Annotated in this window: 5 protein-coding genes; all 5 read left to right on the forward strand. The window is 38.4% G+C overall.

Going from position 1 to position 17,768, the window contains the following annotated elements:
• The first annotated feature begins 12 nt into the window (after window positions 1-12).
• Window positions 13-594 carry an outer membrane beta-barrel protein gene (locus ACHRWY_RS07280; protein WP_395353595.1) on the forward strand — a complete coding sequence of 194 codons (582 nt, stop codon included), beginning with the start codon at window positions 13-15 and terminating at the stop codon, window positions 592-594.
• 93 nt (window positions 595-687) lie between these two features.
• Window positions 688-1,086, forward strand: a complete 399-nt coding sequence (locus ACHRWY_RS07285) for a hypothetical protein (RefSeq protein ID WP_395353596.1) — start codon at window positions 688-690, stop codon at window positions 1,084-1,086.
• A 507-nt stretch (window positions 1,087-1,593) separates the two neighbouring features.
• The gene (locus ACHRWY_RS07290) at window positions 1,594-3,138 is read left to right on the forward strand and encodes a hypothetical protein (RefSeq protein ID WP_395353597.1); all 1,545 of its coding nucleotides are present in this window, start codon (window positions 1,594-1,596) and stop codon (window positions 3,136-3,138) included.
• Window position 3,139: 1 nt separating this feature from the next.
• Entirely contained in the window at window positions 3,140-5,494 is a 2,355-nt protein-coding gene (locus ACHRWY_RS07295) for a PorP/SprF family type IX secretion system membrane protein (RefSeq protein WP_395353598.1), read from the forward strand.
• Between the two features lie 129 nt (window positions 5,495-5,623).
• On the forward strand, window positions 5,624-17,746 hold the full coding sequence (locus ACHRWY_RS07300) for a T9SS type B sorting domain-containing protein (RefSeq protein ID WP_395353600.1): 12,123 nt from the start codon (window positions 5,624-5,626) through the stop codon (window positions 17,744-17,746).
• Window positions 17,747-17,768 lie beyond the last annotated feature (22 nt).

A 17,768-nucleotide genomic window follows, 5' to 3' on the forward strand; every position in this document is an offset into this window, starting at 1 on the left:
AAAATAATTCAAATGAAAAAAATTCTAGTGATGGCTGCTTTGGCTATCTGCAGTTTTGCAAATGCTCAAAAAGGAACAATCTTAGTAGGTGGTAACATTGGCTATTCTTCTGAAAAAACAGAATACCAATTTAGCGAAGAAAAAACAAATACATTTAGTTTTTCTCCTAAAGTAGGTTACCAATTTAACGATAACTGGACTGTTGGGGGAGAATTTACAGTATCTTCATCTACTGATGACAACGGTACAAGAGAAATCAAAGATAATGGTTTCAAATTAGGGGCATTTGTTCGTTATTCAGTGCCATTAAGCCAGACTTTTTCTGTTTTTGCAGATATGGGTGCAGGTTTCCAAAATGCTAAATCTAAAGTATATGGTCCTGGAAATGCTTTTGCAAAAAGTAAGGCCGATGGTATGTACGTTGGGGTTACTCCGGCTCTTTTCATTAACATGAAAAAAGGTTTTGGTTTAAACTTTAGTATTGGTGGTTTAGGATACGAAACATTAAGCTACGATAATAACGGACCTGATGTGAACAAATTCTACTTCAACTTTGGTCAGACATTTAATATTGGAATTTCTAAAAACTTCTAATCTTAAGTTATATATTCAATTTCAGAAAGCACTCCAATTTGGGGTGCTTTTTTGTGTTTTTGAGAAACAGTATTTATTGAATCAAAACAGTCCATGACTGAAAAATTAAATATCCATGGTTTACAACACGTTGCTTTTGAGGGGTTAGGCTGTATCGAAGAATGGCTCTTTTTCACTGGCATGGAGAAACTTTTTCTCTTCCGGAAAATGCCTCCCGGTTATTTGAGTCCAAAGGATGTCAAAATCAGGGATTTTTTATATGAAGATCATGTTTTGGGCCTTCAGTTTCATTTTGAAGTAACGCCTCCATCCATGCGCGAAATGGCAATTGCAGGACAAAACGAATTAATAGAGGCTAAATACATCCAATCTTTAGAAACCATTTTGCAAACGACTCCCTTTATAGAACAGAACAATAAAGTCATGTTTGGTTTTTTGGACATTCTATTAAATAACAATTCCAAAATTAGTGAAGCGAAAACGAAATCATAACTAATTCTCTTCTGCTGTACTTTACATCTAACCATAAAAAAAACGAATAAATGATTGACAGCACCCCATTCTGCCAGACGTTTTTGCTTTTGCTTCAATGGCGGCTTTATTAATTTATAATAAGGTTTTCCGTCATTACGACACTGTTCCCATCCTAAATTCAACAACAATAATTTTTAAAAGCCAGTTATAAGATGCTCTTGTAACTGGCTTTTGTTTTTCGGGCAGTCCTGATTTTGTAAGAGCATTCAGACTGAATGAAAAAGCATTGATTCCTGTTACAAAGGCCAGGCAGGCAATAGAGAACGGCTGTGTGTTATTTTACGTTATTCTGTTAGTTTAAAAAAATATAGGTGTAAGTGAATAGATTATTTACTATGAATTTTGCCAATTGATTGGAAATAAAGGCATTTAAAATAAAAAAACAAGATTTGAGTAATTTAAAGTTACATCAAATGAACTGATTTAGTGTTTTTATTTCTTGTCCCAATTTAAAAAACGGATTCGATGAAAAAAAAAATACATAATCTGCACTTTAGATCAGAGCGCCTTTTTTCCTGTACTAAAAAAGACAGTACAGCAAGTAAAAATAATGGTGGTAAAAGTAAATTATTCAACTTTGGTAACAGCATTCTTCTTTTAGCCCTACTTTTTTTAAGCACCCATAAAATACATAGTCAGGTAATTATACCGATGACACTTCCGTTTGAGAGAATTTGTGCTGATAGTGATTATAATGAATTTAACGTTACTTTCGAAGTTCAGAATTTTCCATCTTCAGCCGCTTATGTGGTAGAATTGTCTGATGTTACGGGCGATTTTGCAAAACCCACTGCGACAATACTACTCAGTACTACTGATTTATCCGTTAACCGCAAAAGGCTGAAATTTGCTGTACCTTATGATTTAATAGGGTCAGAGAAATATAGTCTTAGGATAAAAGAAACAACTACCGGTATTGCCAGCCCTACATTCTTTTCCATAACAGGTTATAAAGCATTTTCTGCTTACTATAAAATTCATAACAGCCAGTTTGCTATAAATAACCTTAAACCAACGGCTACATATTGTGTTGGCGGAAATTATGTTTTGTCTGTTGATACTCCTACAGCAGAAAATGATTCTCCTTTAAAATATCCTTCTCTTAAGTATAACTGGTATAAAAACAACGGGCTTCTTTTGCCTGAAACATTAGTTGCTGCAGATACTCAGGGAACCTATACTGTTACAGAGCCTGGAATATATTACGCCAAAACAAATTATGGTGACTGTTCATCCAATTCATATTCGAATCAGGTAACGATAACCGAATCTACAGCCGCTGCCACGACCAATATTACTTCAAGCCTTGGAAACCCATTTTGTGCTACAGATGGGGCTACAATCTTAAGTGCAGAGTCAGGCACTCATTACCAGTGGTTCAAAGACAAAATACGTATTGATGGGGCTACAAACCAGACTTACAGTACTGCAGTGACAGGAGTATATACTGTTGAGGTAGGCTTTGGCAGTTGCCATGTTACGGGTTCAATAAACCTGGAAAATCAGGATTTTACAGCAGAACTGGACGTTCCTGCAAACAATACAATCGATACCCAAAACGGAGGAACTCTTGCGGTAAGCCTAACGACCAACGCAGCAGATCCCTCTTATAAATGGTATCTGGACGGTGCAATTATTCCTGATGCTCTGACAAATAGTTATTTGGTTCAGGCAGCAGGAACTTATAAAGTATCCGTTACCCAAACGACAGCTTGTACCGCTACCAAAGAATTGGACTTTAAGGTATCTGATTCGAGCCTGAAAAATATTCCAAATATAATAAGCCTGAGCAGCGCATTTAATTCCTGGGATATACCAACAGCTTATAAAAATCCTGAGACCCATATTATGATTATGAGTTCACAGGGAGAAGTAATGTTCAATGGCACGGATTACAACCCTGCCAAATGGGAAATAAAAGATTTTAAAAATGTAAATCCAGTTTACTACTACATTATCACAACAGCTGATAAGCAGGAAAAAAAAGGATCTATAACAGTAATTAAATAACATGAAAAAAATTTTACTATTCATCGCTTTTCTTTACAGCACAACAGATGCACTCTATGCTCAGGACAATGTCAAAGGAGATGGAGTTGTTTCATTTTCTATACCGGTACGAAATTCATTAAAATTCAACAGATATATCATTAACCCAACATTCAGTTTTGTCCGGGAACAAAACTCGACGGTGAGTTTTTATAACAAGCGCCAATGGGTGCAATTTGATAATGCCCCGCAAACCTATTTATTTAGTTATTCCGGAAGATTCAGGGAAAATGAAGGAATTGGTGTAGCACTATTCCAGCAAAACTATGGCCTTATGACCACTTTTGGAATCATAGGAAACTTTGCCCATAATGTAGTCCTGCAGGAAGACAGCAACCTTACTTTTGGTGCGAATGTTGGTTTTTATAAAAGCGGACTGAACCAGGGAAAAATCATTACAAACGATACAAACCTTACTATAGACAACATACCGTCTAATTCATTACTTACAATAAATCCGGGTATTAACTACGGGAATTCTTTTTTGGATGTTGGTTTGTCAGTAAACAATTTATTGCTCTATAATTTTGCGGCTTCCCAAATGGTAAAAGACGATCCGGAGCAGTCAGTACAAGCCCATCTTATGTACACAGGATATGTAAATACCTATGGCTTTTTTGACAGAAGTAAATTCTCGGGGATTTTAAAATCAGAATTCAGGAAAGACAAAACCGTCATTTCCGGTTTGGCCATGTTTTCTATTCCAAAAGGATTCTGGGCACAAGCCGGTTACAATACTTTATACGGTATGTCAGCAGGACTTGGTGTTAATATCACGCCCAAAATAGCGATTGAGTACAACTACGAAAAAGGAACCGGTAATTTCTCTAATCTGGGGGCATCTCATGAATTTGTTATTGCTTATAAATTTAAAAGCAAAAAATATTATTATGGCGATGACGAAGATGAAGGAGGACTTATTGAGGTTAAAAACACGGCACCTGTAAAATCGAAACAACCAGTCGTGACAACCGATCAGGCAACACAAGCGAACCTGACTGCAGATGCTAAGGCTAAAGCCGATGCAGAAGCAAAAAATAAATTAGCGGCTGAAACTAAAGCCAAAGCTGACGCCGGGGAACAAGCACGATTAGAAGCCGAAGCCAGTCTTGAGGCAAAAAATAAACTGGAAGCCGAAACTAAGGCCAAAGCAGATGCCGAAACCCAATTACGATTAGAAACCCAGGCTAAAGCCGATCTGGAGGCAAAAAATAAACTGGAAGCCGAAACTAAGGCCAAAGCAGATGCCGAAACCCAATTGCGATTAGAAACCCAGGCTAAAGCCGATCTGGAGGCAAAAAACAAACTGGAAGCTGAGACTAAAGCCAAAGCGGATGCAGAAGCACTACAAGCAAAATTAGCGGCTGATAATAAAGCCAAAGCCGATGCTGAGGCATTGCGACTGAAAACAGAGACAGATGCAAATGTTGCCGTGATGGCAACCAGGGATGCTACTGCCCAATCAATGGACCATGTAACGGAATCTGTTGAGGATTTACATAAAACACAAACGGATTTATTCAACCGATTGACAACAATAGTGGTTAAAAAACAAAAAGACCTTACAGACCTGAAAGAAGAGTATGATTTAAGCCAAAAAGGAATCTATAAACAACCTAAACCTTTTGTAAGTACAGTACCGGAAAACAATGAGGCCGAAGCATTAAAATCACAAATCACACAGGCGAATAAGCAACAAGAGGAACTGCTTCTGAAGTTGACGAATTTATATAATGAGAGACTTAAAAAGGTGCCAAATAAAAATGAGGCACTAAACAAAAGTTATGCAGCAAACATTGAAGTACTAAAAGCAGAACAATTGGATACAAAATATAAGAGTACCAACCTCATTGCCAGTCTGGAAAGCACTAAAGAGGAAATTGAAATAGCGAAAAAGCGCAGAATTAAGCGTGCCGCATTTGAGAATGAAGAAGACCGTTATCAGGAAGATCTCAACTCGCTGCAACGTATAAAAGAAACAACCCAACAAAGCCATGTTCCTTTATCCTCAGCTGATTTTGATAGTGGGGATCAACACACGAACATGCAAATTATCAAAAATGTTAAAAGGATATCAAATGGATATTATATGGTCATTGCGACCCATAACAATATTGCCAAAAGAGACGAATTCCTGACTAAAGCTGTAGCTGCGGGACAATCTGATGTTAATTTCTTTTACGATGTAAATTCCAGTAAATATTACATTTTTTATGATAAGTATGACAATTTGCAAGAGGCCATGAATGCATTGGAGTTAAAAGGAAATAAGCCATACAACAAAAAAATGTTTATCGTAAAAGTTGAAAATAATTAAAGATAAATCTAAAACATAAATATGCTACTGATTTTTTCAGAAGTATATAAACTCCTTTTTAGAATACTTTTTGTCTTGTTTTCTCCGGTTTCTCCGGGAAAACAAGACAGAATATAAAATAGAAAAACTATGAAAAAATCTACTATTTTAAAACCTGGATTGTTGGCTTTGATTTTCCTGCAAAGCCTTATATCGTATTCACAAAATTGGGTATCCTATATCCCAAAACAGTGTGGCGAAGTAAAGCCGGATCTATTTAGGGTAGCAAAAGAGCCCTCTTTAATACAGCCGTTTACGGAATTTACTGCTGAACCAGCAAATGCTAAAATCACTGCCGCACCTCCTGGTAATCCTGCAATTAAGTATGCAGAAACCCCTTACTTAGGAATAATAGCCCAGTGTCCTAATGGTGGCCCTGTATTACCGGTACTATTCTTGTGCGGGAATGCAGAGACCCGTCTTATCGACACGGGTATAAAAGATGCTGTTTCTGTTACCTGGTATAGATTTAATAGTGGATCATGCCCCCCGGCTGCAAACAGTAATTGTGCTAACGAAACGGCAAGTGCTTCCTGCTGGTCAATAATAGGAAGAGCGCCTGATTATCTGGTAGGTAATGATGGCCAGTATAAAGTAGTAATAGTAGATAAGACCAATACATCCTATACGTATTATTTTAATGCCACTAAAACACCCTCCAACAATGCAACATTTACCAAAAGCGATATCATTACCTTTTCAGGTTCAGGTGGTGCAAATTCATGTTCGATAGAAGGACGCATTAGTGTGGGTGGTTTTAGCAGTGGTTATGAATATTGTTTTACCCAGAATTCAACGTCAGAAGGTGAGGTATGGCAGGACAGTAAGCTGTTTCAAACCGACATTAAAGGGACTTATAATATATTTGTGAGATTAAAAGGAGTTGCAGGCTCTTGTGTTTTTAATATAGGAAGTCAAACGCTGATTGAAAATATAAAAAAAGACCTTGCTTTTACATTTACCCCATACGATATTGCTAAATGTAATAAAGAAGAGGGATCTTTTTTAACAAATATTGTGGATGAAAAGAATCCTAATATTCCGTTTGTATACAGGATTTATAAGGTAGATAGTAAAACGAATGTTAGTACTCTGGTAGAGACTTATGGTCCTACTTTTGAGACACAATATTTTTCGGATAAGTATAAAACTACAAATGGAACTACAGGAGGAAATGAAACATTCCAGTGTAGAGTTACGACTAGCTACTCGGACTGTTTTGATTTTACCTATTCAAATTTTCTAAATTTTCCAGCTGAGCTACAAGCTTCACTTGAAATTACTGAAAAATTAACGCCATGCGGCAGTAATGGAACAATCGAGATAACTGCTAGTGGAGGTACAGGAAAACTTACGTATAAGGTTACTTCTTCAGATGGAAGATTTACGGTTCTTGGCAATACGATACAAGTATTTGCTGCCGGAACCTATGAGGTTGAGGTTAAGGATGTTGCTGGATGTCTTGCTACAGCTTCAATTGTAGTTCCTAAGGCTTTAAAACCGGAATATACTATCGAAAAGACAGCTTCAAACAGCTGTTTTGGAGACAATACAGGAAGCATAAAAATTAATATTACCAATCCCAACGGATACATAATATCTTATAGTATAGATAATGGAGTTACATTTCAGCCCGGTAATACGTTTTCATATTTGCCATCAGGCACTTATGATGTAGTGATACAATATAGCACGGGAATAACATCTTGTACACTTTTAGAAAAAGTCACAATAGAGGGACCAACTTCATCTTTGTCTGCTACAGCCAGTATTACAGCATTATCCGGCTGCGGTCCTGCAGGAAATGAACTTCAGGGAAAAGTAACCATCACAAATGCGCAGGGAGGAGTTCCTTTTCCTGCCCCAAATTTATACCAGTATAGTTTTGACGGGGGCAAGACCTGGCAAACTTCTAATACAGCTTTTATAAATCCCGGAGGACCTTACATCTTTGATATAAAAGATGCAGCCGGTTGTATCTATGCAATGTCGGCTATTAATATGCCGGCTAAACCAACTGCGCCAGTCATTAGTATTGATACGGTTTACACTTGCGATGGTAATACTATAACCGTTACCGTAAAAGGCGGATCTTCGGATTTCGTTTATAGTTATCTTTATTATATAGACGGCAAACTGAACACCAATACAGTAAAACCTAATGTGTTTTTAAATGTTGGCAGCGGTCCGCATAAAATAACAGTAGAGTATAAAGCCAACAGTACTTTATATCCGGAGGCAACGGCATGCGGCACAAAATTAGATTTTCCTATCACGATCGATGCCAACAAAACATTCTCAGCGGCAGTAATAAACGCTGCAAATGTAAAATGTAATGGAGGCTCAGATGGCGGATTCACTATTACCGCTGTAAATTTTGATCCTGTATACGGTTTCGATTATTCTCTCGATGGCGGCCTTACCTGGATAAACAGTAAAGTATCACCTGTTATTATTACAGGTCAAAAAGAGGGAACTTACCAGATAAAAGTGCGATACAACAATACTGCAGCTGGTTGTTCTTTTTCATTGACACAGAAAATAACAGCTCCCAAATCTTTAACAGTAAGTAAAGTAGATATAGTGACTCCTGCTACTTGTCTTACTGGCGCAACGATTAAAGTGACAGTTTCCGGAGGAACGGGTGGATACCAATATCAGTTACTGGACGGAACAACTAAAGCTATTATCATCGATTTTCAAAATTCGAATACATTTACGAATGTTCAACCGGGAAGTTATATTGTAGTAGTCAAAGATGCCAATGGTTGCCAGTCACAAAACAGTACGATAAATGTTGTGATTGCTGCTCCGGATAAACCTGTAGCAACAATAAACGAAAAAAGTTTATGTTATGATGGCAGTAAAGCAGCAATAATAGTGAATATAACCGGTGGTGTAGCGCCTTATACCTATCAGGTACAATACCTGTCGGGGGCGTTAAGCCCTGCTATTTCTATTACTGGCTCTTCTTTCACCTATGATGCAAAAGAGACTGGAGGGTATACTTTTATAATAACAGACGCCAATGGTTGCCAGACTACAGCTGTGAGCGCGACCATAGATGCTAAACTTACAGCAACCACAAAAACAACAGTATCGTTAAGCTGTACTAATACGCCAGGAAAGATAGAAGTAACGCTTAGCAATGGTACAGCCCCATATACGTATGTGGTTAGAGATGAAATGAGCAAAGTCTTATATGAAAGTGGCAATATTACAGGCCCCACATTTACTTATACTACAGATAAACCCTCAAGATATTCTTTTGTGATAAAAGATAAAAATTCATGTCAACTAACAGTTTATGCTACCATAGCGCCAATTACAAATCCTACGGTAACAGCAGCATTTACGCCTGTAACCTGCAATGGTTTGTCAAACGGTTCTGTAGTATTAACCGGACATGGAGGATCAGGAAGTTATGAGTTTAGTGATAAACCTGCCACAGGATTTTCAGCATCAAATACTTTTTCTAATTTACCTGCAGGAAAGCATACTTTTTATGTAAAAGACAGCAATGGCTGTACAGGTCAAATCGAAATAGAGATTAAAGAACCAGGCCCAATCAATGCTTCGGCCTCTGTAACAACGCCTTATACTTGTGATACCAATGCTGTTATTACAGCCACAGCAAGTGGAGGAAATAGTGGTTTTACGTATGTATTGAGTTTTACCATAAATGGAGTTACCACTATAGTAGCAAAAAACACAACCGGTATTTTTGAAAATTTAACAGTTGCCGGAGATTATACGGTCACCGTTACTGATGCGAAACTTTGTTCTCCTTCTCCTGTAGTAATAAATGCAGGAACTATTGAGGCTATAGTTAAGCCATCAGCAATGGTCATTACAAATACAGCTCTTAAATGCCCGTCTAATAAAGTAGAGGTTACCATTGAGAGTGTTACAGGAGGAAAAGGGCCATACGAATATGCCATAACTGCACCTGCAACATCAATAAGACCTTACCAAAGTTCTAATATATTCAAAGACCTGGCTCCGGGTACTTATACCTTTATAGTTAAAGACGCTAATAAGTGTACCTTTTCAATGATTTATACTATTGCAGCATTACCTGTTATTAGTATAAAAAGCAGTGTAGTTAGTAATGTACAGTGTAAAGGGGAATCTAATGGTTCTATAAAATATACCATTTCCGGATTAGGAAACGATGCGTCTTACTCTTATATTTTTGATGGAGGAACTCCTGTTACAGGTACTACATCACATACAGGAAATTCTTTTGATCTTGAATTTACAGGACTGAGTGCAGGAGAACATACCTTAACAGTTACAAATACAACCACCACTTGCTCTGTTACCAAAAAACAAAAGGTAGCAGCACCAACTGCTGCTTTAACAGTGGTGTCTACAACAGTTACACCGGTTACCTGCAAAGAAAATGGAACTGTTGTAATCAATGCGTCCGGAGGCTGGGGAGGATATGTGTATACAATAAAGACTCCGTCTGGTATTGTAATGGAACAAACAGATAAGACTTTCAAAGATCTGGTTGCGGGTGAATATTCTTTTTTAGTAAAAGATTCTGGTAAATGTACCAGCAGCACAGGTACTTTTATAATTGAGAGTAATGTTACAATAGATGCCGTTATCGATGCGTCAAAGACTGCATGTTATGATGCAACGTCAGGAGCGACAATAAAAGTGAATCCAAATACGCATGACAATTATATTTACAGCCTTAATGGAGCTGTACCACAAAATAACGGAACGTTCGCGGGACTAACTGCCGGTACATACAAAATTAGAGTTATAGATACTTCAACCGGATGTTATAAAGATCTGGAAGAACAAACGGTTATTTCATCATTAACTGCTAGTACAAATGTAAAAATCGGTCCTAAATGTGATTCATCTATTATTGAGATTGAAGGAGAGGTTAAGGGAGGAACTCCAAATTATACTTATACAGTAACTATTAATGGAGATGTAACATCAGATCCAACGGTATATCATGTTACGGGTAATGCCTTTTCGTACACGAATACTGTAGCAGCAACTGCCGCAACTGCAACAACCTATTTGTTTACGTTTGCTGATGCAGCAGGTTGTACGACTACTTCAACAGAAATAATACAGCCCAAAACAGACCCTGAAATAACATCAGCATTACAGGCCAATGTGATCAAATGTAATGGCGGTACCACAGGTTCTATCAATGTAGTGATTAATCCGGCCAAAGGAGTAGGCCCTTATGATATTAACGTTACGAAATCAGGAACTCCAAATGTTGACTATGGTACAAAAACCACAGGACTTCCGGCAGGAAATTACACAATAACAGTTACAGATGCCAATGGTTGTGCTACTACTGCATCAGCCGTTATTATACAGCCAGATCCTATCGTAGTAGATGTTGAAACAAAAGGATTAGAATGCATCGGTGATGGCGTTTCGCAAGGTAAAATTATTATCAAAAGTGTTTCCGGGGGGACTAAAAATTATGATTACTATATAACAGGTAATAATACTACTCAGCATAAGGCTAATGAAACGGGATCAGCTGAGGTTGTTTTTGATGTGAATTTTGGTCTGTATCAAATTAAAGTTGTTGATAATAACAGTTGTGACGTACAAGTTTCAAATGTTATGATTGCAGCCCCTGTTGATGAATTGGATATTGATATCACAACAACAGTAAACTGTACTGGTGGTACTGCTACGGTTACGATTGGGTCAACTTTTACAAGTGAGGGACCATTTCATTTTAACATTTATAAAGGTCCGGGACAAGTATGGACAGCAGATAACGTTGAGGGCTGGCAGGGAGAATCATCATTGGGCAGTAAAACAACAACCTTTACTCCTTTGATTCCCGGAGCAACCTATTCTTTTATTGTGTACGATCAAACCTTAAAATGTTATTATTATCAGACTGCAGAAATGGCAATTCCATTTGCATCCGGTTTGACTGTAGATGCAGTAGTTGCAAATAATCGTAGCTGTGCCGGTTCTAATGATGGTAATGTGAGTTTTGATATTGTAAACGGATACACATCTTCAGTAGATGTTTCATATCAGGTTTATGAATCAATTTCAAATGTACCTGTTGGTATTGCCGGCACTGGCACTATTGCAGCAGGAGCAACTTTACATGTTGATCAGTTAGGACTTGGATTTTTGCCTGTTGGTTCCTATTATGTTCTGGTAAGGGAAACCTCAGGGACAAATGCAGGATGCGGTGTGCCAACAGCCAGTTTTGATATTAAGGAATCTGCTTCTTTATTACGTATTACGGCTTCTGCTACCAAAAATGCAAATTGTAATGCACAGTCAGGTATAATCGAAGCTTGTGCACAAGGCGGCAGCACAATAAGCGCCAGCCCCGGAGTAGCTGCGGTTCCTTATTTATATCAAATTTTCCCGGATAATGGGGCTCCTGCTCCAACAGCAGATTCTTTCCTTGTTGCTTCACATACAAGCAATACGTTTAAGGCAGATGCAGGTAAATATTTGGTTTATGTAAGAGATGCGTATGGCTGTATTCAGGTTGCACCGGTAACCGTTGTTTTAGACCCTGCACCGACAATGAAGGCGGAGGTAATTAACCCATGCACAGCAACAGAGGGCAAGTTTGAAATTAAGGTTACTTTATTAACCACAGGTGTAGGAGATCATACGTATAGCCTGGATGGTGGGACTTTTAGAAAAATAGCATCAACCCCTTTCACACTTTCTAATCTGTCTTCAAAAACACATACTGTTACAATAAAGGACGCTAATAATTGTAGCGTTGAGGAGAGCATTAAAATAGAACCGCCTTTAGAAATAGACGCCAGTTTTACTACGGTTCCAGATTGTACAACAGCTAATGGTAAAATTACGGCAATTGCTTCCGGAGGTTCAGGAGTGGGTAACTATGAATTTACGTTAGTAAACAATACGGTAGCAGGTACTGATATAGTGCAAATGAATGATGGCATTTTTAAAAATGTTGCAGCAGGAAGTTATACGGTTAAGGTAAAAGATTTAATTACCGGATGTGATAAGTCAAAAGACGTTAGTCTTGTGGTTCGGACTGCAATTGATTTTTCATTAGATAGTACACCTTCAAGTTGTACCGCAGGGCAGGGAAATAATAATAATGGAACTATTACAGTAACATTGACCAATACTGATAATGCGCAGTATGAATATGTACTTGAGGAAATCTTATCGTCAGGTGTAATAAAAGAAATAAAAACTCAAACAACATCTTTATTTACAGGTTTAACAGCTGGTGATTACTGGGTTACTGTTAAATCTGATAATGGATGTGAGGATAAAAAACCGGTAACAATACCTGATGCTGTACCGGTAACAGCAACATTAGATCAGGATGATTTTAAATGTAATGCAAAGGACCTGAAAGCAAAAGAGGTTACCATTACTCCAGCGGGAGGAAGCGGCACCGGAGCAATTACAGATTACATGTACAGCAATGATGGACAAAAATGGATTACAGAAAATATATTCGAAGTTATAGATACCGGACAGCCTCAGCAATTAACGTACTATGTAAAAGATAGTAAAGGTTGTATTTTTAGTAAGGAAATAACCATCGCCCCATTCCCTAAATTAACGTCTCCTGAGGTGACTTTTGGCCCGGCAATGGATTGTGATACTAATAAGCAGGAAATAAATGTGGTTATAAAAGGAGGAACAAGCACGCCAAACCCATTTACGTATCAGGTATATGAGGATGGTGAGCTGGTAACCGGAAAATTATCGGTAACCGGTAATGCCTTTACCTATTATGCTTCAAAAGCAGGCAGTTATTATCAATTCGAGATATTCGATAATAATACGACTTGTTCTATAATGACCGACCCGTATGAGGTTCCATTATTCAATGATTTGAAAGTGGTAGCTATTGCATCAGCCGAGGTAGCATGTAAAGGAGACAGTACCGGAACAATTACGATCAATGTTACCGGATATTCCGGACACTATACCTATGAGATTCTTAAAGAGGGGCTTTCTTTAACTCCGGCAATTACAGGAGAAGGTGATACTGCTTTGGGAGCAACTGTGACTTCGGGATTGCCTGCGGGTACAAACTACACCGTTATGGTTAAAGAAACTACTTTTCCTAAATGTTCAGGTGGCTCAAATGAGGTTGATATTACCGAGCCTTTAGAACCATTGAGTTTAAGTAGTGACCTTGTAAATGTGAACCAGAATTGTAATACTTTGGGAGCCGTAGTGACAGTTCCAATTACCTCTGTAACAGGAGGGACACCGGATTATATGTATGCATTTGTTCAGGACGGGACTTTGCCGGACGGATTCTATACCAATAGTAATACCGCTACACTTGATCCGGCGTTAAACACGGAATGGGATGTTTGGGTTATGGATAAAAATAAATGTGCTGTTAAAGCAGATATAACCATTGCCAAAGACCCGCTTCCATCTGCAATCGTAGCTAAACCGGACAGTCAGTGTTACAATCCGGATACAGATTCCTATACAATAAGTGTGACAGCCAGTGGAGTAGAACCTTTACAATATGGTTTAGATAAAGATAATTTTACAACAGACGCTACTTTAATTGTGAATGCACCCGGTACATACGATGTGTATGTAAAAGATGCTAACGGGTGTATTGGTATAGCAACTGCTGCTTTTACAATTTTGGATCCGTTGGGGTTATCGGCAACAATTACAACTTACCCTAAATGTAACGGTACCGATGGAGTGGTAACACTGCAAGGTTCAGGAGGAACAGTTGTTTCCCCTGATTACCAATATAGTCTTGGAACACTAAAAGCACCGGGAACATTTGTTGCATCAGGTATATTTACCAATTTGTCTTCAGGAACGTATTATTTCTGGGTAAAAGACAACGCTACAGGTTGTATAAAAATGAGGGATGTAGAAATTCCTATAGCAGCTTTAGTGGCGAATATTTCTCTAATACATGAAGATGTGTCCTGTAATGGAGGTTCAGACGGAACGGTTACAGTTACTTTAGATACTGCTGGTACCAATTCGGGCTATAAATACAATCTAACAGGAGATAAAGGCCTAACAAGAGAACCTCAGGAGAGTCCTCTTTTCGAAAATTTACCGGCAGATCAATATACCGTAACGGTTATTTCTGACAGAGGTTGTGAAGCTCAGGAGCACACTATAGTAAATGAGCCAAATGCGATTACGGTAGAGGCCCCAATAGTAACGCAGTTTGGGTGTGCAGCATCGAATAGTGCAAACAATGCTACTATTACTGTAAGTGCTAAAGGAGGATCGGGACAGTTCACTATTTATGAATTTATAAAAATAGGTACTCCAAATAAAGTCGTTCAGGCAGACGAGCGCAACGAATATACAGAAGCTAATTATGATGGAGGTTCTTACCTTATAAAAGTATATGATGATAAAAATTGCGAAGGTGCTGTTATGGTTCCGGTAACTATAGATCCATATATCAGTCTGGATAAAATAGTTACAGGTATAGTAAATCCAATAACCTGTATAAGTGGTCAGGACATTCAGGTGACCGTAGAAACAGCAGATCAAACTGTGATAACCGTACCATTAGAATATACCATTACAGGTACCGGAACAACAGTGCATGAGGATCATAATGCAACCGGATTATTTACGGGATTATCAATAGGAAACTACCTTATTTCGGTAAAAAATCCTGCGACAGGCTGTATTCTTGAACAACCGTACTATGTTACAGATGTAAATACCTTTGAACTCAAAGCAGGTAATGTTACAAATATTCAGTGTTATGGAAATGATAACGGAAGCGTTGATTTGACCCTGACAGATCATTTGGCAATTATTGGCAATGATGCGAAAGAATTTACTTATTCTATTACAGATAGTTTAGGGGCTTTCGTTACATCAGGAGACAGCAATGCAGCTGGAACAACGACGATTACAGGCTTGAAATCAGGTATTTATATAGTTAAGGCAACACTTAAAAATACACCATTTTGTCCCGTTGAAACGACATTTGCGATTGAGCAGCCAGTGGCCGAATTGCAAATAGAAGAGACACATAAACTTATTACCTGTATTCCGGGTAATGACGGAACAATTACTATAAAAGGCAGTGGCGGATGGCCCGGTAATTATCAGTATGAGTTGGATGGCCCAATAAAAGTAGCCTATTCGGGGCAATACGAGTTCAAAGGATTAACAGCAGGGACTTATACACTAAGGGTGAAAGACAGTAAAGATTGTGTTGCGGTAACCACTGTAACGCTGGATAATCCTAAGCCAATAGAGACTGTTGCAACAGCCAGTAGATTAGTTTGTTATGGCGATAAAAATGGCGAGATTAAAGTTACGGCAACAGGAGGGTTAGGAAACAATTATTATTATGTTCTAAATATGCTGTCTGTTGATCCGGTTATCTCTACTATGGGGCAAAATGAGGCAATTTTCAAAGGATTACGTGCCGGTACCTATTCTGTAACAGTTACTGATGGATTAAATTGTACAGGAACTACTGCGGCTGTTACAATCGAAGAACCAGCAGAAATTATAGCGACATTGATACAGGCGTCCAGAAAAACCTGTAAGGCTTCTGCAACACTTACCTTAAATGTGAGAGGCGGAACAGGGTTATATGAGTATAGTACTGATCGGACTTTTGCTACGACGATGGGTTCATTTACATCATCGGTGACATTTGATGCAGGTTTAGGAGATCATAAATATTATGTCAAAGATGCAAATGGATGTATAGGAGTAGTTTCTAATACTGTTACCATAAATGAGGTTGTGCCTTTGTCACTTGAACTTGATTTAATTGGTGCGATCGTGTATTGCAAAGGCGATGCAGGTGCAACCGTTGAAGCAATTGCACAGGGAGGGTTAGGCAATTACAAATACACGTTGTTAGATGATGCAGGCCACATTATAAGAGCAGGCCAGGCAGAAAGTAATTTTAGTTTACTTCCTGCAGGTAAATATGTAGTACGGGTAGATAGCGGGGATTGTCAGCTTGATTCAGATGTAATTACGATCAGTGAGCCAGCCAATGGATTAACAGCATCTTTAGCAGTAACTGATGCGACTTGCAATAGTGAAAATGATGGTAAAATAGTAGTTACGGCCACTGGAGGAATAGGAAAACTCAAATATGCGATCTCACCAAACTTAAGCCAGTTTAGTGATGACAATATATTTAATCATCTGGAGGCGGGAACGTATCAAATTTTGGTTAACGACGAAAATTCATGTTTCCAATTATTAGAGTGTGAGATCAAACAGCCTGTTGTTTTGAGTTCCAAAATTGTAGGCCCTATTATACAGGAAACCTGTGAGGGGAATAATGATGGCGCGTTTAGTATTGATATTTTTGGAGGCACACCTCCATATAGTGTAAGTCTGGACAGTCGGGATGGGGTTTATACCAGAATTTCAGGTACACAGTATGATTTTATAAACCTTAAAGGTGGTCAGCATACCGTGTACATAAAAGATATTGGCTGTTTAATTGAAATGCAGGTTATGATGGATGCTGCAGTTGTACTGAATCCTCAGGTAAAAATCGATACCGAGTGTGCCAACAATACTGTACAAAATGCTATTACGGTTACCGTTGATAAAAGCAATACAAACCTTGCTGATATTGATTATTCTCTTGATGGGGCAGCTTTTCAATCCGCTAATACTTTTATAAATGTAGCGGCAGGAACACATACTGTTACAGCAAGGCATACTAACGGTTGTGAGCAAACAACATTACCATTTAGTATAAGGAATGTTAGCCCATTAACCTTAACATTGACTGATGGACAGCTCAACGAAATTGTAGCTACGGCTACAGGCGGAGGCGGAGAATACCAATATACGCTGAATGGGGAGTCCTATGGATCAGTAAATAAATTCATTATTTACAAATCAGGGACTTATACCGTAACGGTAACAGATAAAAATGGATGTGAGGCGACAGTGTCAAGATATTTCGGGTATATCGATGTGTGTATTCCAAACCACTTTACTCCAAATGGAGATGGTATAAACGATACCTGGGCGCCGGGATGTACGATAAGTTACAAAAATTTGACATTCGAAATTTTTGACAGGCATGGCCGCGTAATTGGCACCTATAGACTGGGTCAAAGCTGGGATGGAAGGTACAACGGAACCGAATTGCCGTCTGGGGATTACTGGTATGTACTAAAACTCAATGACCATAAAGATAATAGAGAATTTGTTGGGCATTTCACCCTTTACAGATAACGAATGACTAAAGTAATTATGT

It is taken from the genome of Flavobacterium sp. FlaQc-48, from assembly GCF_044007335.1.
Classification (GTDB): Bacteria; Bacteroidota; Bacteroidia; order Flavobacteriales; family Flavobacteriaceae; genus Flavobacterium.

Bases quoted from the DNA above. Each gene is read 5' to 3' on its own strand.
- ACHRWY_RS07280 (WP_395353595.1), top strand. From the start codon at position 13: ATGAAAAAAATTCTAGTGATGGCTGCTTTGGCTATCTGCAGTTTTGCA.
- ACHRWY_RS07285 (WP_395353596.1), top strand. From the start codon at position 688: ATGACTGAAAAATTAAATATCCATGGTTTACAACACGTTGCTTTTGAG.
- ACHRWY_RS07290 (WP_395353597.1), top strand. From the start codon at position 1,594: ATGAAAAAAAAAATACATAATCTGCACTTTAGATCAGAGCGCCTTTTT.
- ACHRWY_RS07295 (WP_395353598.1), top strand. From the start codon at position 3,140: ATGAAAAAAATTTTACTATTCATCGCTTTTCTTTACAGCACAACAGAT.
- ACHRWY_RS07300 (WP_395353600.1), top strand. From the start codon at position 5,624: ATGAAAAAATCTACTATTTTAAAACCTGGATTGTTGGCTTTGATTTTC.